We start from the raw sequence: 22,170 nt of genomic DNA, 5'->3' as shown, positions 1-22,170 counted from the left end.
CGATTACCCGTTTGATATTCGCTCGTTGGCGTCTGCGTGATGGTATAGCCGTCCGAATTAGATTCCCGAAGTCCTGTAAAACTAAATGCGCCATGCTCATTTGTCTTTATTGAAACGTCTACTTTTAAGCCATATTTATCAAAACCACTGAGCTTTACTGTGTCACCAATTAATGGTGAATCGATTGCTTCTAATACACCATCTTGATCAAGATCTAAAAACACCGTGCCACTTACGCTTTGATTTCCTTGGGTAAGCTCAGAAAATGAGTGTCCTTGTGATGCAAAACCTGACGTCATCACAATACCCGAGATAAGGTCACTGCCTTCGCTATTCGCGATCACAACACCAGATTTCGCCTCTTTACCGTCTATATAACCAGCAAGAGCTGCTTGAGCAGGCTGTGAAAGCTGGTAGGTACCTGGTAACAAGTCATAAAAGGCAAACTGCCCACTAGCGTCAGTCGTCGCACCTTGCTGAGCGACTTTAGCACCACCTGTGGTCACGCCATCTAACAGTATTTCAATTCCTGATAATGGTTGATCGAAGTTGCTATCAAATACACCATTGTTTAGTGCATCAAAAAATACGCTGCCTGAGATTAACCCTTGAACAACCAAAGTGGTGCTCGTTGCACGGTTGTTTAGCTTGTTGGTATCAAACCCTTGCGTTTCTACCCATGCCTCATTAATCACTAAATTATTAGATGGCACGGCATTTAATTTCACAGGAATGTTGATTGAAACCGCCTCATTCATTTGAATGAGTGCGATATCACAACGTATCAAATCGGTGATCGAGCCAGAGTTAGGTGCTGCCGCCCTACTAGTAGTACAACTCCCGGAACTAATCGTTGGCGTACCGGCAATACTCAAATAACTCGGTAAATAGTCATAAAATACATTATCAGCGCTGTCTCCAGGGCCTGAATTACTAAATGTAAACTGATAGTTGAATTGGCTGCCTAAAGCGACTTTATCTAAAGAGGCATTTTTTGTTAGCGCTAGGTCAACAGCAATACGAATCGACGTTTTTTCACTTTCATTGTTATTTGCGGCGATTAAGTCCTTTTCATTTGAAAAAATAGTCGCGCTAGTTGTTGCAACTTCGCCAGTTGTCGAGGGGCGCGACAATATCTTGAAGAACATATAACGAGTATAAATAGCAGACTGTAATCCGGTATTCTCCAGCAATTCATTTTCAGCAAGCGACGAACTTGTATTCTCGGGGCCTAAGCAGTTAAAGGTGGTTTCTTGATTGAATGTCAGATTTTGATTAATGCAGCGCGCCGTCGCGGCATTACATGTGCTACTAGAGCTGCTATCGCATAAAAATTGTAGTTGTTTACTACTGCTGGCAGGTGAAATAGAAAAGTTATAACCCACACCACTTGCTACAGATGTTTCGCCGTTATTGTCAGTCAAATACTCTAGATCGACCTTATATACAATGACGTTATCAAGTGTGGCAGGGAATGATCTGGGTTCGGGAAACCAGCCAAGTGGGTCACTGATGTCATTATTTTCAATTTTTAAATTAGCCTCTCGTATCTCTACGTTAAGAGACTTGCTAGACTGATTGTTGGCACTGTTGCTATCTAATGACATAGAAGCAGCAGACAATTTACTAGTACTGCTTAATATCCAATCCAACCGATCTGACGCACTCTTTGGACGCAGCGAAACCTCAACACTTTGCACTTCGTTACTAGCAAGTGCACCGATCTCACAACGTACGGTTTTGGTCAATTCTGTGTAGCTACAAATACTACTTTTTCCTGCCCGAGAAAACGTACTACTGATAAATTGATATTCTTTTCCAGTTGGGACATTGAATGTGTGTTCTAAAACAACATTGCTAGCGGCAATTGCACCAATATTAGCAATGTGTATTGTTTGTAATGCAATATCGCCACTGAGCACTGTAGGCTTAGCATAAGAAACATTAGTTACTGCCAGATCGTAAAGCGACTGAACCGTTGTTGTCACATTTGAGGTATTATTTGCATTGTTTGAGTCTATGTGTGTTGCCGATAATACCCGAGCCACATTAGTCACTTGATTGTTCGTCGCAACAAAGGGTCTTGAAACAGTCAGAGGAATAGTAACACCGTCACCAACTGCAAACCTTTGGTTGGTATTTAAGTAACAAGTTACTTTTGTTTGCGTATTCTCAAACTCTCCTGTATCAGAGCGCGCACACCTAAACTCTGCTCCTCCATCACTATTGACCTTAGTAGGGAAGACGATCCCAGTTTGATTACTGCCTTCTCGAGATTTAAAAGTGGCAGCAAAAGTATCTTCGATGATGAGCGACTGGTTATCTTCTGCCACGATTTCGGAACCAGATAAGTTTCTTACTTCCAGTTGATAACGGATCTCAGATTGCGCAGTAGTAAGACTTTGGGTATCAGCCGTTTTAGTAATGCTCAGATCAGCTGATTGCGCACTCTTAATGGTTTGTGCTGCGCTCGCCAAACTAGGCGCACCACCAGCATCAATCACCTTAGCAGTATTGGTTAAGTCACCAACTCCCTGCGCTTTTGTAGTGATGGTCAACACTGGTGTAATGCCAGTCAATGCAATACTACTGCCGTCATGATTTTGATATAAACAGGTAACTGTGTTGCCACTAGCACCGCACGTCCAGTTGGTGCCATAGCTGCCAGTTGCAACAAAGACCTCGTTATTTGATAGCTCATCCGTCACGGTGACTTTACCTAACGTCGAACTATTGCCGTTGTTCGTCACTGTGATCTTACTTAAAATTTGACCACCCTGCTGGACCAAGCTTGTGCTGCCTGTCGCCGCAGACGTTTTAACTTTCGAAATCGCAAAAGAGACTGGGTTTCTCGGGTGCAATCCCCAACCCTGAAAAACGGCTGATGATTCTAGTGCATTATTTACATACAAGGTTGCAGTATTTTTCGGGCGATAATTACTCTCAGTTCCGACATAAACAGGAGAACGTGCTGAAATCGTTATCTCTATAACTTCATTGGCACCTATTTGAGAACCATTACACGTCACTTCTAGATTTGAGATGCTGCACCAATCCGCTACAGATTGCCAAACGCCATTTGCTTTTTTGCGCGTTGAAGTCGAGAGCGGTACATATCCAGAGGTTTGGTTGAAATCATCTATAACCTTAATGTTATTTGCGGCCCCCCCTCCTGAATTAGTAACAAGAATAGTGTAATCGAACACTTTCCCCATATAGTTAATATTGCTGTCCCAGTTCAAATTGGTTGCTTTGGTGATGCTCAAATCCGCAGCTAAATCCAACACGGAAAAACTGGCGGTTGTGCTGTTTGATTCTCGGTTGCCATGGGAAACCGTGGCCCGATTCACTGAATTTGCAACGGCCTGCAGCGCTTTAACTTTTACATTCAACTGCCAAGTTTGGCCCTTGGCAAAGGTATTGGATTTAGGCGTACAACTTAACGAACGACTGTCTCCCGCATTGAGAGCACAGTCAAAATGATTAGAGGTGTAACCTACAAAACTAACATTACTTGGTAAGCTGTCCACCAACTCTTCAATTGTTGTTGTTGTTTCTCCGGTGTTAGTTACCGAAATATTGAAGTCAAATTCGTCTCCAACTAAATAGCTCTTATTCGCCACCAAAGACTTAGCTATAGATACGAAAGAAGTTTGTGCAAGGCTCGTCGCGATACTAGCACTGGCTTGATTGTTACTGGTATTTAAATCCACCTCGTTAGCATTTACTTGAACGCTGCTTGTAAATGTTGCCTCACTCGTAGGCGCATTCGCAAAGACCCTAATAACAACGCTGTCATTTTTAGCCATCGCGCTTTGTGATTGACAATTGACAGAGAGGTTCGCGGTGTTACATATCCAGCCTACAGGTGCTTGGGCAACAACATTAGTCATACCTGTGGCCAAACTCAAACTCATTTTGGCTGGGTTAACAGCACTTGGGCCTAAGTTAGATACCGTCACATCATAGTAATGACGTTCATCAGGCGATAAGCTCAATGGCTCCCACCAAGAGGGCGTGCCATCTGATTTATACTGCTTCAAGATCACACTTAAATCAGCATTGGGGTTCACTTGGGTGTTTACAGATGCTTGATCATTTTGCGAATTTAACTCTGCTGTATCACTTTTTATGCTGCTAGAAGCCGTGACCGTACCACTGCTTATTTCGCTGACCTTTGCTTGAATGCTGATGGTTGACGAAGCTTCTGCTGCCAAGGCAGCCACTTTACAGTTAATGGTTTGTGTCCCCGAACATTCCCAACCATTAAGCGTAGAAGGTGACGCATTTTGCCAACTGGTAAAACTCGGTAAGTTGTGTGTCACCACAACATTAGCCGCAGCATCAGGTCCATGGTTTTTAACTGAGATTTGGTAGGTAAATATTTTGTCCAGATAAACCGCAGAAGGGTTTGAAATCAAAGATGTCACAGCAAGATCAACACCTGCAATAATGGAGGTATTTTGCGTCTCTGTATTATTTAATAGCTTATTACTCGACTCGTTATCTGCACTGATTCTGACACTAGGCTCGATCGTATCCCCCGTCTGTGCCGACGTTTTTATCGTCACTAATAGGGAGTTGCTGACTCGACCTGATAGTTTACCAACTGGGCAGTGTAACTTGGTTTTTGTTTGGCCATTTTCTAAATAGCTTTGTTCCGAACAGGCTTTGGAGCTTGATACAAAGCTCGTCGTTTGTGGCAAGAAAAACTCCACCACAACATTGTTTGCAGTATCTTCTTCTGAATTGGTAAATTCAAGGTTATAACGAACCTCACCACCACGTGGCACCGTGGTATCTAAATCTTCAAATGTGGATATTTGTAGATCCACTGCATTGGCTAGTGCACTAAACAGCAGAAAAAAGAGTGAGACTAACGAAAATAACAACTGCTTCAATTTCAATAACCCGAACAATAAAGGAAACTCAATCCGTTTCCAATATAGTACTAATAAAAATGGATTAGAATTCTATTAAATCTGGTTGCTGTAATCCAGTGTAATTTCCCTGAAATAAAAACATTTGTAAATGACACTAAAGCATTAGCCAATTAAAAATACTTTTGTTTGCTTCCAAACATTCAAGCTACGACTTTAGAATGATAGTCAGATAACCTTTTAGCACTTCGTTTAGCTATGCCATGTAGTGCCTGCCAGTCAATATTAGCCGAATCAAACATAGATAAACGCACTTCTTGTAATGCCACATGCAGTGCACGCATTCCCAAAGAAGAAGCCTCTTCTTCTAAGTGAATTAACTTCTCTTCGAGCGCTTCTAGTGCTTGAATATCTGCCAGCCCCCTCAATTGAGCAAACTCATAGTCTAATCGATCACTCAGATACATCAGCTTGGTACTGAGTATTTGCGGCTCTAACGTCCCCGCTAACTGCTGAATGATAGTAAGGTCTAATAAATCATGCTCAGCCATGGAACTCTTGGTTGGCAAAAGTAGCTTAGATAACAATTTTTCTAATTGTGGTAATACAATCGGTTTAGCTAAAAAGTATTCTATACCTGCCGAAAAATATGCTTGCTGCGACTGTTCATCCACATCTCCAGTTAAGGCTATTACTTTAGGAGGGAAAGGTAAATTCAATAGCTTAAATACTTGCCGATACCAATCTAACCCATGGCCATCACGCAGATGCATGTCCAAGAAAACAAGATCAAAGTGCATGATTTTCAATGCCTGTTCGGCTTCAGCTAAAGTCGAAGCAATCTGATAATTTAACGCCAATGAGGATAAAAAGTGTTTGATGATCTCTTGATTTAAGAGGTTATCCTCTACAACCAATATATTTCCTGAAAGCTGCGAAATCGAGAGGTGCTCACGCCCTTTTGGCTTTTGCTCAATTGCTTGTTCAGATACACTTAAAAGCTCGATATCGAAATAAAATAAGCTGCCTTGACCAAGCTCACTTTTAACTTCTAGCTTTGAGTCTAAAGTCTGCAGCAATTGCTGACACAGCACTAATCCCACTCCAGCACTTTGTGCGATAGAAAGTGCTGGATCCGCTGAATCAAACGGCCTAAACAGTTGTTCAATTTGAGTTTTATCCATGCCTTCGCCAGTATCTGCAACTTCGAATCTCAGTATTGCACTTTGAGACTTCTTGCTCAGTAAGCTCATTGCCAGTGTTACTTTGCCTTGATGCGTATATTTAATGGCATTTGATAATAAGTTTTTGATTACCAAACCCAGCGTATCTTGGTCGACTAAATACTGTGCTTCCGATGCCACACCTGTAGATCTTGCTTCAAGCACAACATTTTTACCTTGCACAAGTGGCTTAAACTGGCCCATTAATTGTTCAATAAACTCTGGTAATGCTGTCGCGGTTTGTCTCGATGCCTTGCCACGAGCATTCAATAATACTTGATTGGCCAAGTCAGCCAGTGACATGGCTGTTGAGATGATCACATCACAATACTGCACATACTTTTGTGGCTCCCTCGGCGCTTGCTTAATCATTTCAGCATGCCCCACAATGGCATTTAGCGGGGTTCTTAATTCATGACTTAACAAGGTTAAAAACTGCTCCTTTTGTTGTGTCTCCTCTTTTGCTCTTTGAGTCACATTGGCTAGTAGCTGCTCTTTCCGGCAGCTACACAGCAGACATAAGGAAAAGCACAAAATGAGTGGCATCACGATGACGGACAAAGAAAAGAATTGATTCATCCAATTGTTCGTCCCCAAAGTATCACTGTGTTCATAGTTACCAAGCATGCTTAGTCGCAAAGTAAAAACACTCAACAAAGAGATACAGGCAAGTGCAAAGGTCCAATGTGCAGGAGAAAAGCCAGTAAACGACTTACCTTGCCCAGCCCAAAGCGCACGCAAACATAGCGTCATCGCTAACAACCACACGAGATAATTAACAACGACACGCACTAAAAAGCTGGCATCAAAAAAGGTGAAATAAATAAAACTGGGAAAGAATATAAACGCGAGCAAATACCAAGGCCAATTATTCACCCGCACAACAAAAAACCTTTCAACTCCGCGAGTTAACATAAATAATCCTAACAAAATTAAAGTATTAGGAATCATAATTGACCAAATAGGAGGCAGCGTCTGCCAAGACTGAAAAATACAGGCGATAGCAGCACTCAGCACAAACCCAAACCACAAACGCGTGCCAGCGATACGCTTATGTATAAGCCAATTTACCATCATAAACACGGCACATACACAGGTCGTCAATGCTAATATTTTGAGTAGGAGTTTTGGGTCGCCCATCAAGAATAATTACAATATGTTAATCAATAACTAGTATTATATTACTAACTGCATACATGAATAAATAGGGAAATACACTTACTAAGAAAAAATCAGCGCTTATAGCCACCCTTTTTGCCTAGCAATACGCGCAGCATCCACTCGGTTTGTTGCGTTAAGTTTTGCAATGGCTTCTGAGAGATAGTTTCGCACAGTGCCATCACTTAAAAATAACTGCTGAGCGATTTGACTCGTTTTCAGCCCTTCACTGGCTAATCTCAAAGCTTTACGCTCTTTATCCGAAAGCGGATCTTTTTCGTCAAGCGCATTCATTGCCAGCTCCGGATCAATGACTTTTTGGCCCATCGAAACCTTTTTCAGCGCATTAATCAAGTATGCACTCGGGGCTTCTTTGAGTATAAACCCCTTAACACTGGACTCCATAGCACGGCGAATATAGCCAGCTCGTGAAAACGTAGTCATAATGACAAACTTAATGTGTGGGTATAGAGCTTCAACAGCTTGCGCCAGTTCAAGTCCAGTAATGTGAGGCATTTCTATATCGCTCAATACTATGTCGACATCGCAATGGTTTAGCATGTCTAGTGCTTGTTGGCCGTCCTCGGCTTCACCGACAACTTGTATATTCGGCTCCAAAGACAATAACGCTGCGATGGCATTTCTGACCAGAGCTTGGTCTTCTACCACTAGTACTTTCATTTTCTATATCTCCTTTCGCGGTAACTGTGCCACCAGCTTTAGCCCATTTTCCGCTCGTAGGTTAAAAGAGCCACCTAACTCTTCAATTCTGGACTTAATGCCGTTTAAGCCATTGCCCCACACAACTTTCCGTACTTCGCCATCATCACTAAGTATAAGTTTATGATGCTGTTCGCTCGCGCTTAATGAGATGGACACTTTATTGGCGCTGCTGTGCTTAAGGACATTGGTAATAGCTTCTTTAGCAACAAAACACAAACAACTCTCTTGCTCCGGCGTTAGTGTAACCTGCTGAATATCAAGCTCAACCAATACGCCTTTGTCTTTCAGCCTCGACGCCATTACTTCTAATTGTGCGCGAAGCCCAAGCTGTTTCATACCCGATACCGCTTCTCTCACTTCTGATAGTGCGGTTCGTGCTAGCTCAGCAACCTCTTGGGTTTCATGTCGTGCCTTGTCATGACATCCGGCATCAATAAATTTACCTGCGAGCTCCGATTTCAGTGAAATCGAACTCAATGAATGGCCAAGTAAATCATGTAAATCACGAGCTATGCGCTCTCGTTCAGCGATTTTCGCCAAATGGCGTATTTGCTCTCGACTCTGTCGCGACTCATTACGATGAAGGCGCTCTTTATACTCAACTAAACCAAAGCCAAACAAACCAAGAGAAATAACGGCTGCCGGGCCAATGAAGTAAGGCCAATAGTTCAGGTTAACATGCAAAGTTGCCACCAAAGTAATGGCACACATTAATGCTGCTAACATCAACCAACGTACAGTACCCAAAAAACAAAATCCAATAAAGTACCCAACATAGCCAAATAAGGTACTGGTTCCTAAAGTCACCTGTGTCATAAAGACACAAATTAGCAGCATTAGAGCAATAAAGTTGGTCGCGTCTTTAGCCGGCTTCGTTGACGCTCTGTGATAGCAAAAAATAAAGCTGATATAAGCTAAAAACTGAACGATAACCTCAGCAACTGAGTACGTATCATAGTTGCGTATCATTGGGAAAAAGTAGAATACAGAAAACACCAGCGGGCCATAATTCCAAAAAAAGTGTTTCCCTTTTCTGGCCAAATGCATGGTATGTGTCACACTACTCATCGGGTTCTCTCTCACGGTCTAAAAAGACCTATCTCTATTTATTGTTTTACCCTACCATGAACATCATCAATCACGCAGTGACAAGTGTCACCCAAAAACGTAATAAAATACGATACTTGCTACTCAAATAATTAATTAAAAACGACTATGCAAAAAAATAAATCTGCGCTAATACAATTACATATCGCTGTACTCATGTTTGGTGGCACGGCGTTATTTTCTAAGCTTATCGACTTGTCTGCTCTCGATATTACTGTATACAGAACAGCAATCGCCTTTCTAGCAATCACCGTTATTCTGAAACTGCAAAAGAAGCGCTTACGCCTCAATCATCTCAAAGATTACTTTATTGTTGCAGGCCTTGGTGTCATCATTGGTATGCATTGGGTGACTTATTTTGCTGCGATGCAAATGGCAGGAATTGCAACAGGGATTATTGCCTTTTTTACTTACCCAGTCGTTACGGTATTCCTCGAACCACTTTTTAACCGCACCAAATTAAAGCCCACGGACCTATTTAATTCGTTTGTTGTCATTTTAGGTATATATTTAATGGTACCCGATGCTGATTTAGGTAACCAAGTCACACTCGGCATTTTCACGGGGGTGATTTCAGGTGTTTTCTTTGCTTCACGTAACCTGCTACAAAAAAAATACTTTTCTGGTTACGGTGGCCCACACACCATGCTGTACCAAACTTTGACAGCCGCGTGTGTTCTGTCTATTTTTGTTGATACACCACCTCAAGCTTTGCCTTTGCAGGATATATACTATTTGGTCCTAGCAGGAATAGTGTTTACAGCGATCCCCCACTCTCTGTTCGCGAATAGCCTGCGTTATTTAAGCGCTACAACAGCTGGATTAATTTCCTGTTTACAGCCCTTGTATGGCACTGTTTTGGCTTATATGCTGTTATCTGAGACAACCAGTATGACAACACTGATTGGCGGCATTTTAGTTGTAAGTGCAGCCTGTTTTGAAACGTGGTCAATAACAAGGAATAAACGATGACCCTAGTATTTGCGCACCGTGGTGCAAGCGGAAATCATCCTGAAAACTCGCTAAGTGCAATTAGTGCAGCTTTAGATGTAGATGTTGATGGTATTGAGCTTGATGTACAAAGCTGCCGCGATGACTACGCAATCATCCATGACACTTGGCTAGATAGAACGACTAATGGCCGAGGCATGGTCAGACATGCCTCTCGAGAAGAATTAAATGCCCTTAATGCGGGCAATGGCGAGGGCATACCTACTTTGCAGGATGTTTTTAACCTCATAGGTACAAACACAACCATTAATTTAGAGCTAAAACATACTTATTGTTTAGACAAATTTGTTCAATATATCGAAAAAAATGTCAATGCAGGTATCGTTGAGCGCAGCCAGATAATCCTATCCTCGTTTGACCACCACCAGCTTGTTTGGTTAAAACAAAAATTGCCTTGGGTAAAGATCGGCACACTAACCGCATCGATTCCACTCAATTACGCTGAATTTGCACAACAGCTGCATGCGTATAGCATTCACATGGATAAAAACTTTATCAATCATGAGTTTGTTTTGGATGCAAAACAGCGAGGATTGAATGTGTACGCCTACACGGTAGATAAACAAAAGGACATTGAGTTAGTACTCGACATGGGGGTCGATGGGATTTTTAGTAACTACCCATGCCATGCCAAAATGGCAATCAATAAACTCAGTGAGACTAAAGGAGCCTAGCGTGCATTTTTTCTCTTTGGCTCTGACAAATTAACTATTTCGCGATAAACCGACTGGACTGCTTAAATAATTCTACTATATGGTATATTTTAATAGTAATTGACGTAAATTGTGAGAATTGCTTGAAATCCAATTCTCACGTTTACATTAACTGGCGAGTGATAAGCCTATGATGAGTTTGTACATGCGCATATATAATTTACTTGAAGAATCTCTCTTTTTTACTCTCACGAGAAAAATTTTCGGCAATCTTGGCTTTTTGTTTGTTTTTCAGGTCCTTACTTTAGGGTGGCTCTACACGCACCTTTCTGATTCAGGTACCGAGTTAGGTGGCTTTTGGTTGTTAGCGGTTACTTCTGTCATAGCATTTGTGTTCACTTTTTTTTATATGCGATATTTAATCGTCAGACCCGTTCAAGCGATGCGAGACGCCTTGGAGCAAGTTAATCACCAAGATGGCAACCTCAATGCTCGATTGCCTCAATTTACTTACGATGAATTCAGAGAGCTCAGCGACCAATACAATACCTTTACAGCGCACCTAAGCGAGCTGTTAGGCAATACTTATAAAAGTGCCGAGGCGGCAACGCTCAGCAACCAACAAGTCACGTATTCGATGACCAACACAGTCTCTGCGGGTGAGCAACAAATTAGCCAAGGTGATAATATTATTGCAGCCAGTGATCAGGTTACACATAGCCTGCAAAGCATTGTAAGTAATACTGACCACGTTTACCAAGCCAACACAGAAAGCCTGCTCTTTGTTAGAGGCTCATCACAGTCCTTAATGACACTAGTCGATGAAGTACAACAAATTACTTCATTGTTAGGTAATTTCTCGACCACGGTGTCTGGACTGAAGGAAAACAGCGACAATATCCGTAATATCCTCAAAATGGTCGAAGAGTTCTCAGACCAAACCAACTTACTTGCGCTCAATGCGGCTATCGAAGCTGCTCGTGCCGGTGAGGCTGGTAGAGGATTCGCAGTTGTTGCGGATGAAGTGCGTAATCTATCAGTCAAAGTAAACGACGCTACTCGCCAAATTAGTGATTTTATTAACCAGATGGACCACTTAGTCAGTGAGACACATCAAGAGTCCGAGCAGTTGATTTCGCACTCTAGCAGCGCCGAAAAAGCAATTAGTGACACATCAAAAGGTTTTGCTGATATGAGTGAAGATTTCGAGCGTAACCAGTCTCAACTCGAAGAAATCGTCAGCGCAGTGCACCAATTAGAAGATACGCAAAACCACACACATCAAGCGGTTCAACAAATCGTTGCATTAGGACAGTCTGCTAAATCGCAATTAGATACCGCGTTGCATGATTGCCAAAATGCCCATCAGCTCACCGCGACCACACAAAAAGAGTTACAGCGATTCGTATAGAGATAGGCTCAGTCACAGCTGGGCCTATTTAGTCAATTAAGCTCGCTCCACGTCAAAGGCTATAACCTCTTTAATCGAGCTTTTACCCGTTGCCAACATAACTAAACGATCAATGCCCAATGCAACACCTGCGCAAGCTGGCAAGCCACTCTCTAGCGCAGCCAAGAAGCGTTGATCTTTCTCTACTTCAGGCAAACTCATTTTTGTTCGCATGTCATTATCTTCGTCAAAGCGCTTACTTTGCTCAATTGCATCCGTTAATTCATTGAAACCATTCGCAAGCTCCATGCCTTGATAGTACAGTTCAAAACGGCCCGCTACTCGAGGGTCCGCGTCATTTAACTGCGCAAGTGCCGCTTGTGAGGCTGGAAAGTGATAAACAAAACAAGGAGCATCCACCCCTATTTGAGGCTCGATTTCCATACAGAATAGCAATTGCAGTAGTGGATCAATGAACTGCTCTGTCGCCGCTATTTCTTCATAACCATATTTAGCACACAATGACTTTAATTCGTCTAGTTCGATGTCCAGAGGATCAACGCCCAAATAAGTTTTAAATGCTTCTTGGTAACTTATACGCACAGCCTGCTCACAAGAGAGCACCTCTTGCATCAAGCAATCTATCTCATCCATTAGTGCAAATTCATCAAACTCAGGGCGATACCACTCAAGCATTGTGAATTCAGGATTGTGTTGGCGTCCCGACTCTTCGTTACGAAATGCTTTCCCAATTTGAAAAATAGCGCCACTCCCAGCCGCAAGTAAACGTTTCATGGCAAACTCTGGTGAGGTCTGTAGATACAGAGGCAAGCCCTTTGCGTAGCTGGGACCAATAAACTCGGTTGCAAATGTAGCAAGATGAACATCAGTGACAGAAGCTTGACTTAAGCAAGGCGTCTCGACCTCCATTACCTCGCGTGCCGCAAAAAAGGCCCTTATGCTGGCCAGTACACTTGCCCTTTGTTTTAGCGTCTCAATTTGCGCACTCGGCGCCCACAGTGCCTCATTCATCTTCACTTTTACCTAGTTAGCTATACCTATCATAAAAAAATCTCGGCATGAGCCGAGATTTTTCGCGTTGTACTCGTTAAATTTAACTTACTTAACGCGGCTTACGTATTCGCCTGTACGCGTGTCTACTTTAATCACTTCGCCAATTTGAACGAATAGCGGTACTCGTACAACTGCACCAGTAGTAAGCGTTGCAGGTTTACCACCTGTACCAGCAGTATCACCTTTAAGACCTGGATCTGTATCTGTGATCTCTAGTTCCACAAAGTTTGGTGGTGCTACAGCAATTGGGTTTCCGTTCCATAGCGTAATTGTACAAACATCGTTTTCAACTAACCACTTAACGTTGTCGCCAACTGCTTTTTCATCAGCAGCGATCTGTTCGAATGTGTCGTTGTTCATAAAATGCCAGAACTCACCATCTGCGTACAAATACGCTAAGTCAGTTTCCATTACATCTGCGCCTTCAACTGAATCGCCAGATTTAAACGTTTTTTCTAATACTTTTCCTGAGATCAACTTACGGATCTTAACTCGGTTGAAAGCTTGGCCTTTACCTGGTTTAACCATTTCGTTTTCTAGGATCGTACAAGGCTCGCCATCAATCATAATTTTTAGGCCGCCCTTGAACTCGTTGGTGCTATAATTCGCCATCGTATCCTCTAATCATCGTATTTCGAGTAATAAACCTGCTAATGATACAAATAAATGAAGTAAATTTGCATACCAACTGGCAAAAAGAATTGGCAAATGTCATAACTTGCCCAGAAACACTCATCAAAACGCTGGGATTAGAAGGGCATTTCAATACGAAAGATATAGCGGCAAAGCGTCTATTCCCTCTACGAGTACCTCATCCATTTGTTGAGAAGATGCGCTTTGGCGACCCCTCAGACCCTTTATTGCTGCAAGTGATGCCCTTACACCAAGAGTTCATAGCAGCCAGTGGCTTTAATAAAGATCCTATTGAAGAACAGGACGCGCCCGTGCCTGGTTTATTACATAAATATAAATCACGCGTTTTACTAATGCTAAAAACCGGCTGCGCGGTCAATTGCCGTTACTGCTTTAGGCGTCACTTTCCTTATCAGGAAAACCAGATAAATAAGCGAACACTCCAACCTGTCTTCGATTATCTTGTCGAACATCCTGAAATTAATGAAGTCATTTTAAGTGGTGGCGACCCACTTATGGCCAAAGATGAGATGATTGCGTGGCTCTTAGATAAACTAGAACAACTGCCACAAATAAAAAGACTGAGGATACACAGTCGATTACCAATCGTAATCCCTGCAAGGATCACCACTGAGTTATGTGAGCTTCTCAAAAAAAGTCGACTGAAAACGGTTCTAGTGAATCACATTAATCATCAGAACGAAATCGATACACACTTCACACATGCTATGCAAAAGTTAAAGCATGCTGGTGTTATGTTGCTTAATCAAACCGTGCTACTAAAAGGGATCAACGATACACCCAAAGCACTGATTGAATTAAGTGAAGCCTTATTTGAAAGCGATGTTTTACCTTATTATTTACACTTGCTAGACAAGGTTGAAGGCGCGAGCCACTATGATCTTGCACAAGAGGATGCAGTCTCTCTAGTCACTGCGATGTTAGAAGCTCTACCGGGGTTCTTAGTACCGAAGTTAGTAAGAGAAATCGGCGGCAAACAGAGTAAGACGCCGATTGATTTGCACTTGAGCTAAGTTCAAATGCAAAACATCAATGTGTACTACACATACACATTGATGTTGTTGCCCAAAGACGCTGTTACTGATTTAGCGGGCGTCTGCGCTGCGGCAGTGTTACCAGCTGATTCAATTAACGCTAGGGCAGCTCGTCCATCTGCTTGCTGTTGCTTTTTAGCCAGAGAAGCGCTGTATACTTCGCCACCCGGCCCGGCGCCAGACATAGCAGGAAGGTTACTTCCGGAAATATTCATATGCATTTACCTGACAAGTTTGATGGATCCAAGTAAAATATCGGCCGAACCACACCAGACTTTAGGAAAAATATGCAAGCTATCATCGAAAAGCTCAATGAAAACTTAAAAGTTGTTTACCGTCAAGCACTTGACGCTGATAAAAAATTAGATGAACTGCAACAACAAGGTCATGGAAAATTTACCGCATTATTTACTAAGGATGCAGGGTTTGGATTTGAAGCCAAACGATTTAAACCATATGTATTGGATGTAGCAGCCGATGTCGATGCGCTGAGCAAGTCTGAGCAGTTAGATGAAGAGCAACTTAAAAAGGCTGTCTTTAAATTGCAACAACTACTCCAATTGCTCGCGACTTTCAAATAAAAAGAGCGCTAATGCGCTCTTTTTACTCAGATGGTCGGGGCAATTTCGTCTTTATACCAATCACTCAAAAGGCGCTTGTCATAATAAAACTCTGAATCTCGGCCCATTTTTAATTTGTCCATAAAACCTAAGTCTTTTAACACCTTCGACTTAGCTTCTGCAATCACCTTTCCCGTACTATCAGTCACGTTATAGGACATCTTTAAACGCGGAAAGTAAATCGGTTTAATTATGCGAATGTCATTCATATTAAACCTGACATCACCAGCTAAATCTACATCCTCAAAGGTGACCGACATAGTATATCCAGCGGGCATCTCCGCAGCTAGCTTGTTCAAATGCTGCTCAAACTTTTTCGCGATACGTTTGTGGTATCCGCCCCGAGTTTCATTTGCAGGGAAAACATCACGATACTCTTTAAAATCTAGCCAAGTTACATTTACTTCAGCAGCATTTGCCGTCATGGGAAGGAACATCGCTGCAATCACATATTTGATATATTTCATAATAAACTCCTCTAGTATGCCTGTATGCTCATAATCTGCTTACATCGCTGAACGAAAACTTAAGGGTTACATCCCTTTACAGGCCTTTACTCGTGATCACTTTATAACCATCTAGAGCGCCTGTTAGGCGCTCTCTTGTTCCCTAATTCGATAGAACAATGCATACAAAACTGGGACGACACCAAGCGTCAAAAGGGTCGAAAACAATAGTCCCCCCATAATACCTAACGCCATTGGCTCCCACATCTCGCCACCTCCGAGGTATAAGGGAATTAATCCAAATACCGTAGTCGCTGTAGTGAGTAATATTGGTCTCATACGCTGCTGTGCAGCTATTACAATCGCATCTACCGGATTTTCAGGCATATTGTTGAGCTCAATCTTAATTCGCTCCAGCAACACTATGGCATTGTTTATCACGATCCCTGCCAATGAGATAATGCCCAATAAGGTCATAAAGCCGAAAAATGATTGCCCTACTAGTAGACCGAGGATCACGCCAATAAATCCCAGCGGAATGGTAGTAAGAACAATAATTGATTTTCGAATTGAATTAAATTGACCAATCAACAAGATCACGATAATAAATACCGCAATCGGCATTTTATCTGCGATCGACTGATTTGCTTTACCTGAAGATTCAGCTTCACCACCTAGTTCATAAGTGTAACCAAATGGCCAACTTTTCTTTTGTTCTTCAAGCCATGGAACCAGCGCATCAAACCCTTCGTCTGCTGTTATACCATCTAATTGGGCACCTACAGCAACCGACTTTAATCTGTCACGTCTTAAGATCTGTGCACTTTCCCAGACAATCTCAATATCAGCAACTTGCTTTAGTGGTACAGAGGCGCCTGTAGCTTGTGAGTACACCATCATTGCTTCCAGCTTACCTATGTCATCTCTATCTGCGGCAACGGAGCGCAAAGTAACTGGGATCAACTCATTACCTTCCCGATACTGAGTTAACTCCAATCCACTAAATCCGGTTTGCAGTGAGCTGGCAATGTCCTTACTAGAGACGCCAACACGCCTTGCACGCGTTTGGTTGATTTTGATTTGTACTTTTTTACTCGGTAGCCCCCAATCATCATTTACTGCTTTAAGCCCAGTTGTTGCATGCATTTGCTGTTTTAACGCATCAACAATGCTCATCAATGTTTCCTTGTCATCGCCCGATAGCCTGATTTCAACAGGGTTAGCAATCGGTGCGCCATTTTCTATCTTTCTTTGTTTAATCAAAAGATCTGGATGCCTGCTCAACGCATAGCGCTCGATACCTTTCATCAAATCGTCGATTAAGTGATAAGACGTTGCACTCACTATCATTAATGCATAATTAGCGCTGGTAGGCTCTGGGTTGTGTGTCAGCAAAAACCTCGGGCCACCATTACCGATATAACTTACCCACTCAGTTACGCCTTCAGAGCGTTCATTAGAGACTTGTAAATCTCGGTGCAAGAATGCTTCAATATCTTTAACCATCGCCTCTGTAGTTTGTAACCGCGTCCCTATTGGTAATTCTAGTTCTACTTTAAAGTAATCCCGATCTGACGGTGGGAAGAATACCTTTGGAATGTACTGCATGCCCTGCAGAGCCACAAAAAACGCCGCTACACACGCTAAAATAGTCATCCAACGGTAGCGTATCATAACGGTTAACAGCTTTTTATAACCCAGATAGACTCCAGAGTCGTAGTTTGTAACCTGCGATTTCACACGTGTAAAATACACACATAGCATTGGGATCATTGTCATCGCCAATAGCCATGAACACAACAACGTGATTGTCACAACTTTGAATAACGACGCCGTATATTCCCCAGTTGATGATTCAGCCAAGAAAATAGGCAAGAAAGCTGCCCCCGTAGTCAAAGACGATACCAATAATGGGACTTTAAGCTCATCGGCCGAGTCCACCGCGGCATCAATTGCGGCTTTTCCACGTTCCATTTGAACCATGATGTTCTCCGACATCACAATCCCATTATCCACTAACATACCGAGTGCGATGATAAGCGCAGCCAAAGAGATCTGATCGATACTGATATCGAAAAACGACATCACGAGAATCCCAAACACCATACTCATCGGGATCAAACTCGCTACAATCAAGCCCGTACGCAGGCCAAGAGTAAACAGCATCACCAATGTAACAACTAACACAGCTTGAAGTAGGTTAGATACAAAGTCACTGACCTTTTGCTCAACTTCTCTAGGTAAAAAAGACAGCAACTTAAACTCAACACCGATAGGATAAACACTCTCAAGATAATTCAGTGTCTCAAGTACCTGCTCACCTAGCGCGATATTATTACCACCTAAGCGCATAGAAATTGCCAATGTCAGTCCCTCTTGTTGACCAACACGCACTTTAGACTTAGCCGGATCTACATAATCTCTGTAAACAACAGCAATATCAGACAGCAACAATACTTGCTCACTACCAGGCACATTAATGATCGTATTTGCAATGTCTTCTACTGACTCAAAATTCCCACTCGGCTCCAGCGCAAGTGTTTCATCATTGATATAAATAGAACCACCAGGGTTCACGATATTACGTGCCGCTAGTTGCTCTTTAAGCTGGCTTGGTGAAATCCCCAGCGCACCGAGACGCGCATTCTCAAATTCGATAAACACCCGTTGCTCTTGATTACCATATATTTCAACCTTTGCGGCTTCAGGTAACCTCAGCAGTGTATCTCTAACTTGCTCTGCCACATCTTCCATTTCTCGATAACTGTAGCCTTCAGCAGTTAAGCCAATCACGATGCCAAATACATCCCCAAATTCATCATTAACAATGGGGGGTTGAGCATCGCTAGGTAGATCTTGTTCAATACTCTGGATTTTTCGTCTCAGGTTATCCCAAATCGGCCGCATTTCTTTGTAGCTTTCTTTAATGTTTACGCTGACAATGGACACACCCGTTTTAGACGTGCTACTCACAAAGTCTAACTCAGGGATCTGTTGAACAACTTTCTCAATCTGATCAGTTACTAATTCTTCAACTCGCTGTGGACTGGCACCTGGAAAATAAGTGACGACTTGAGCAGTACGAATAATAAATCCAGGGTCGTAGTCTTTCGGCATTTTGTCAAAAGAAGCAATACCAAAAAAGAGTAAAGCCGCAATTAACACCCATGTAGTACGGTTGTTTTCTAATGCAAGTCTGGTTATGTTCACTGTGCCCCCTTGTTAAACTTTACAAGTTGACCTTCGCTGACTTTGCTCATACCCGCTGTGACAATATAATCACCTTCGTTCACGCCGCTGATAACTGGAAAGCCCAGTGTCGAAACTTCACCTATGACAACTGACTTTTTGGATATTTCGCCCTTGTCATTACCCACTGAGTCAACAGTCCAAACGTAATTGCCAGCCGAATCCATAAGTACGGTATTAATTGGCAGATATAAACCACTCTTATTAACGTCAGCCCCCTTAGCTAGGACCTTTGCAGTCATACCCGGTAAAACATTATAGTTTTCTGGGCGTGTCATACTTAGTGTCACTTCATAAGCCTTAGTCACTTCATCCGCTTGTGTACTTACTTCGACAAAGTCTAGCGGGAACGTCTTATCAGGGATCCCTGAAAACTCGGCAATAATATGCTTTGGTGCATCTTTGGATACTTTAATCATTAGGCTCTCAGGCACATTTACTTTTAAAGTGATGTGCTTGATATCCTGTAATGTCGCAATGATTTGCTTCGCTTGTACTTCTTCATAGCGTTCTATATAAGTCCTGGCCACAACGCCCGAAAAAGATGCCTTTAAACTCGTATACGACAGATTATTTTGTGAATTAGCTAACTTACTTTTTGCACTGGTAAAATGAGACTGCAATTGGTCGTAGTCTGATTGTGAAATAGTACCTGATTTAATTAACTGTTTAGCGCGATTAAAATCTGCTTGGGCCTTGTTATAATTTGCCTGAGCATCATCGAGAGAGAGTTGATAATCCGTTGTATCTAACTTTGCGATCACATCGCCAACTTCAACCTCCTCCCCTTGTTTCACCAATAACTCAGTGACTTCTCCAGAGACTTTAAAAGATAAATCTGCCGAAGATGCGGCATCTACAACCGCAGGAAACTCGACCATAGGCCCTTCCACTTGTGATGACAAAAGCAGCGTTCTTACAGGGCGCAGCTGCTCTGACTCTTGTACATCAGACTGCGGCTCTCCACAGCCAGCCAAAATAGCGCAGAAAACAGCAGTTACACCAAATGACCTAATTTTTATTGTTTTCATGAAAGCTCCTTAATTTAGCCCTGTTTCACGATGCTTTATCATCGCAGTAACGAAGTTATTTACCCAAGTATCTAAAATTTCTCTAATCGCTTTAACATTTTCGGTACCATCAACTTTAATGACTGTGTCCAGTTCCTTATGCGCTGCCATCATTACCACCGGCTCCTTGTCATCACCAAGGTAGAAGGCTGACTCAAGGGAGACATGGGTGAGTGCTTCTGTTTGTTCTGTCGCTGCTAAATAAGCCGATTTTCCCGCATTGTAAACTAAGCGGATAGGCACAAAATCTCTGACACCCAGCTCTGTTGGCTCAAACTCAACATCCGTAAATGCACCTTTAATCGTCAAAATAGTATTATCTAATTTGTCTGGCTGCTCTGTCACAACAGCGTAATGACGTTTCAATCTACTGACCATTTCTGACTGCATGTAATGACTTAACTTTGCCACATGCTGCGGGTTAATATTTAAAAACTCAGTTTGCTTCACATTTACCCATACTTCGAAGCGTGGTAAATACAAGGTTTCAACCTTTGATAGCGCGTCTTTCCCGAATGAATTATCAACATAAAGCATTGTATCTTGATATTCATTAGAGGGTTTAAGGCTATGATAATTTGGCAAAAATCCTGATTGCGTGTTTCTGCCAGTTGAACTACAAGCTGTGACTAAACAAAGAGTGAGTAAAATCAATAAAGTACGCAACGAAGTCATTGTCAGCTCCATAATTATTAGTATTCCTTTGGTTGTATCACATAGCCTAAATAGGCTTTGTTCTCATTTGATATTAAATGTAATTCAAAATTACATCTTTAATAATGACTACATACCAAGACGAGTAGCTAAGACCTTAGCAAACTTAAATAGTGCAAAAATAATTAGAATTTTTAGTTTAGCGCTTATAGCATAGCTAACTTACTGAACTTTATTCGTATTTACTAACTAAAATTTTTGAATTTATATGTTTATGTGTGGAAATAGGAGAAGGGGGTCAGGTTGTCGCTTTGGGCCAGAAGCGGCCCAAGCAGATAGACTCACATGTTATAAATTGCCTCTTATAACACCTACAGCAAGACCTTCGATATTAAAAGTTTCTTGCTCTAAATCGACTTCAATTGGCGAAAAATCTTCATTTTCTGCATGTAAAAAGACTTTCTTCCCGACCTTTTCAAAACGCTTAACTGTTACGTCCTCTTCGACCCTAGCAACAACAACTTGGCCATTATTTGCGACTTGCGTTCGATGTACTGCTAATAGATCTCCATCCATAATACCAATATTCTTCATACTCATACCATTAACACGCAGCAAATAATCAGCATTAGGCTGAAACATGCTGGAATCGACTTTACAGTGGTTTTCAATATGCTCTTGCGCCAATATTGGCTCACCCGCCGCAACCCTGCCAACCAGTGGCAAACCTAGCTGCTCAGGTTCTTTCTCTTCGACTAAACGAATACCACGACTTGCTCCGGGAACCATCTCAATCACGCCTTTTTTAGCCAAAGCTTTCAAGTGCTCCTCAGCCGCGTTTGCACTACGAAATCCTAAAGATTCGGCAATCTCAGCTCGCGTAGGGGGCATGCCAGTATCTTTGATAAATACCTTGATGAGTGCAAAAACTTGTTCTTGTCGTTTAGTTAAAGGTCGCATATAACTGGTTTTCCATACAGTACATTTACTGTGAGTATATACAGTTCAATTAAAAGCGCAATGATCTTCTTAACATTTTGTGTTCATTCATAATTTAAGTCTTATTTTGTAATTACAGATACGAATAGCAGTTTGTGGCTTGTTTATAAAAGTAGATTTTAATCGCAGAGAAAAAGAGCAAAAGGTTAATGACAGCGAACGAAGTGAGGCGCTCCTTTTGCGTAAAGTGAAATAAGTAGTTTTAACGAGGGCGTTCAAAATTCT

17 protein-coding genes are annotated in these 22,170 nt (G+C 42.1%); 5 read left to right on the top strand and 12 right to left on the bottom strand.

Annotation, left to right across the window (positions count from 1 at the left end):
- From N482_RS21190 to N482_RS21175, 4 genes are all read right to left on the bottom strand, one after another.
- Positions 1-4,901 (bottom strand): DUF11 domain-containing protein (locus N482_RS21190; RefSeq protein ID WP_155730673.1); only part of this gene is annotated, 4,901 nt, incomplete at its 3' end.
- A gap of 182 nt (positions 4,902-5,083) precedes the next feature.
- The gene (locus tag N482_RS21185) at positions 5,084-7,180 is read right to left on the bottom strand and encodes an ATP-binding protein (protein WP_196765365.1); all 2,097 of its coding nucleotides are present in this window, start codon (positions 7,178-7,180) and stop codon (positions 5,084-5,086) included.
- A 162-nt stretch (positions 7,181-7,342) separates the two neighbouring features.
- A complete protein-coding gene (locus tag N482_RS21180; RefSeq protein ID WP_063378960.1) occupies positions 7,343-7,942 on the bottom strand; it encodes a response regulator transcription factor in 600 nt (199 codons plus the stop codon).
- Positions 7,943-7,945: 3 nt separating this feature from the next.
- On the bottom strand, positions 7,946-9,052 hold the full coding sequence (locus N482_RS21175) for a sensor histidine kinase (protein ID WP_063378959.1): 1,107 nt from the start codon (positions 9,050-9,052) through the stop codon (positions 7,946-7,948).
- A gap of 147 nt (positions 9,053-9,199) precedes the next feature.
- On the opposite strand from N482_RS21175, the gene N482_RS21170 reads away from it, so the two are divergent.
- The 3 genes from N482_RS21170 to N482_RS21160 all read left to right on the top strand — a co-directional run bounded on the left by N482_RS21170 (position 9,200) and on the right by N482_RS21160 (position 12,166).
- A complete protein-coding gene (locus N482_RS21170) occupies positions 9,200-10,063 on the top strand; it encodes a DMT family transporter (protein WP_063378958.1) in 864 nt (287 codons plus the stop codon).
- Positions 10,060-10,776, top strand: a complete 717-nt coding sequence (locus N482_RS21165; RefSeq protein WP_063378957.1) for a glycerophosphodiester phosphodiesterase — start codon at positions 10,060-10,062, stop codon at positions 10,774-10,776. Before N482_RS21170 ends, N482_RS21165 begins: the two co-directional genes overlap by 4 nt.
- Before the next feature lie 184 nt (positions 10,777-10,960).
- Positions 10,961-12,166 carry a methyl-accepting chemotaxis protein gene (locus N482_RS21160; RefSeq protein ID WP_063378956.1) on the top strand — a complete coding sequence of 402 codons (1,206 nt, stop codon included), beginning with the start codon at positions 10,961-10,963 and terminating at the stop codon, positions 12,164-12,166.
- 36 nt (positions 12,167-12,202) lie between these two features.
- Here the strand turns inward: N482_RS21160 and epmA are convergent, their stop codons facing one another.
- Positions 12,203-13,177, bottom strand: coding sequence for an elongation factor P--(R)-beta-lysine ligase (gene epmA / locus N482_RS21155; protein WP_063378955.1), 975 nt, complete (start codon positions 13,175-13,177; stop codon positions 12,203-12,205).
- Positions 13,178-13,264: 87 nt separating this feature from the next.
- Positions 13,265-13,831, bottom strand: a complete 567-nt coding sequence (gene efp / locus N482_RS21150; RefSeq protein WP_063378954.1) for an elongation factor P — start codon at positions 13,829-13,831, stop codon at positions 13,265-13,267.
- Between the two features lie 41 nt (positions 13,832-13,872).
- On the opposite strand from efp, the gene epmB reads away from it, so the two are divergent.
- Positions 13,873-14,886 (top strand): EF-P beta-lysylation protein EpmB, encoded by a 1,014-nt coding sequence (gene epmB / locus N482_RS21145; protein ID WP_063378953.1) that lies wholly within the window; start codon positions 13,873-13,875, stop codon positions 14,884-14,886.
- 26 nt (positions 14,887-14,912) lie between these two features.
- Here the strand turns inward: epmB and N482_RS21140 are convergent, their stop codons facing one another.
- Positions 14,913-15,122, bottom strand: a complete 210-nt coding sequence (locus tag N482_RS21140) for a hypothetical protein (protein ID WP_063374268.1) — start codon at positions 15,120-15,122, stop codon at positions 14,913-14,915.
- 72 nt (positions 15,123-15,194) lie between these two features.
- Between N482_RS21140 and N482_RS21135 the strand changes: the two genes are divergently transcribed.
- Positions 15,195-15,488 carry a hypothetical protein gene (locus tag N482_RS21135; RefSeq protein ID WP_063378952.1) on the top strand — a complete coding sequence of 98 codons (294 nt, stop codon included), beginning with the start codon at positions 15,195-15,197 and terminating at the stop codon, positions 15,486-15,488.
- A 26-nt stretch (positions 15,489-15,514) separates the two neighbouring features.
- Here N482_RS21135 and N482_RS21130 read toward each other — a convergent pair whose 3' ends face one another.
- From N482_RS21130 to lexA, 5 genes are all read right to left on the bottom strand, one after another.
- The gene (locus tag N482_RS21130) at positions 15,515-15,994 is read right to left on the bottom strand and encodes a DUF3016 domain-containing protein (RefSeq protein WP_063378951.1); all 480 of its coding nucleotides are present in this window, start codon (positions 15,992-15,994) and stop codon (positions 15,515-15,517) included.
- 123 nt (positions 15,995-16,117) lie between these two features.
- Positions 16,118-19,183: an efflux RND transporter permease subunit gene (locus N482_RS21125; protein WP_063378950.1), complete on the bottom strand. Its 3,066-nt coding sequence runs from the start codon at positions 19,181-19,183 to the stop codon at positions 16,118-16,120.
- Positions 19,180-20,253 (bottom strand): efflux RND transporter periplasmic adaptor subunit, encoded by a 1,074-nt coding sequence (locus N482_RS21120; protein WP_063378949.1) that lies wholly within the window; start codon positions 20,251-20,253, stop codon positions 19,180-19,182. Before N482_RS21120 ends, N482_RS21125 begins: the two co-directional genes overlap by 4 nt.
- A 9-nt stretch (positions 20,254-20,262) precedes the next feature.
- Positions 20,263-20,967 (bottom strand): DUF3313 family protein, encoded by a 705-nt coding sequence (locus tag N482_RS21115; protein ID WP_063378962.1) that lies wholly within the window; start codon positions 20,965-20,967, stop codon positions 20,263-20,265.
- A gap of 327 nt (positions 20,968-21,294) precedes the next feature.
- The gene (gene lexA, locus N482_RS21110) at positions 21,295-21,906 is read right to left on the bottom strand and encodes a transcriptional repressor LexA (protein WP_063378948.1); all 612 of its coding nucleotides are present in this window, start codon (positions 21,904-21,906) and stop codon (positions 21,295-21,297) included.
- Positions 21,907-22,170: the final 264 nt, after the last annotated feature.

It is taken from the genome of Pseudoalteromonas luteoviolacea NCIMB 1942, from assembly GCF_001625595.1.
Lineage (GTDB): Bacteria > Pseudomonadota > Gammaproteobacteria > Enterobacterales > Alteromonadaceae > Pseudoalteromonas > Pseudoalteromonas luteoviolacea_A.
The sequence above is the reverse complement of the archived record's forward strand: the minus strand, read 5'-3'. Positions and strand labels throughout refer to the sequence as shown.

Bases quoted from the DNA above. Each gene is read 5' to 3' on its own strand.
- N482_RS21185 (WP_196765365.1), bottom strand. From the start codon at position 7,180: ATGATGGTAAATTGGCTTATACATAAGCGTATCGCTGGCACGCGTTTG.
- N482_RS21180 (WP_063378960.1), bottom strand. From the start codon at position 7,942: ATGAAAGTACTAGTGGTAGAAGACCAAGCTCTGGTCAGAAATGCCATC.
- N482_RS21175 (WP_063378959.1), bottom strand. From the start codon at position 9,052: ATGAGTAGTGTGACACATACCATGCATTTGGCCAGAAAAGGGAAACAC.
- N482_RS21170 (WP_063378958.1), top strand. From the start codon at position 9,200: ATGCAAAAAAATAAATCTGCGCTAATACAATTACATATCGCTGTACTC.
- N482_RS21165 (WP_063378957.1), top strand. From the start codon at position 10,060: ATGACCCTAGTATTTGCGCACCGTGGTGCAAGCGGAAATCATCCTGAA.
- N482_RS21160 (WP_063378956.1), top strand. From the start codon at position 10,961: ATGCGCATATATAATTTACTTGAAGAATCTCTCTTTTTTACTCTCACG.
- epmA (WP_063378955.1), bottom strand. From the start codon at position 13,177: ATGAATGAGGCACTGTGGGCGCCGAGTGCGCAAATTGAGACGCTAAAA.
- efp (WP_063378954.1), bottom strand. From the start codon at position 13,831: ATGGCGAATTATAGCACCAACGAGTTCAAGGGCGGCCTAAAAATTATG.
- epmB (WP_063378953.1), top strand. From the start codon at position 13,873: ATGATACAAATAAATGAAGTAAATTTGCATACCAACTGGCAAAAAGAA.
- N482_RS21140 (WP_063374268.1), bottom strand. From the start codon at position 15,122: ATGAATATTTCCGGAAGTAACCTTCCTGCTATGTCTGGCGCCGGGCCG.
- N482_RS21135 (WP_063378952.1), top strand. From the start codon at position 15,195: ATGCAAGCTATCATCGAAAAGCTCAATGAAAACTTAAAAGTTGTTTAC.
- N482_RS21130 (WP_063378951.1), bottom strand. From the start codon at position 15,994: ATGAAATATATCAAATATGTGATTGCAGCGATGTTCCTTCCCATGACG.
- N482_RS21120 (WP_063378949.1), bottom strand. From the start codon at position 20,253: ATGAAAACAATAAAAATTAGGTCATTTGGTGTAACTGCTGTTTTCTGC.
- N482_RS21115 (WP_063378962.1), bottom strand. From the start codon at position 20,967: ATGACTTCGTTGCGTACTTTATTGATTTTACTCACTCTTTGTTTAGTC.
- lexA (WP_063378948.1), bottom strand. From the start codon at position 21,906: ATGCGACCTTTAACTAAACGACAAGAACAAGTTTTTGCACTCATCAAG.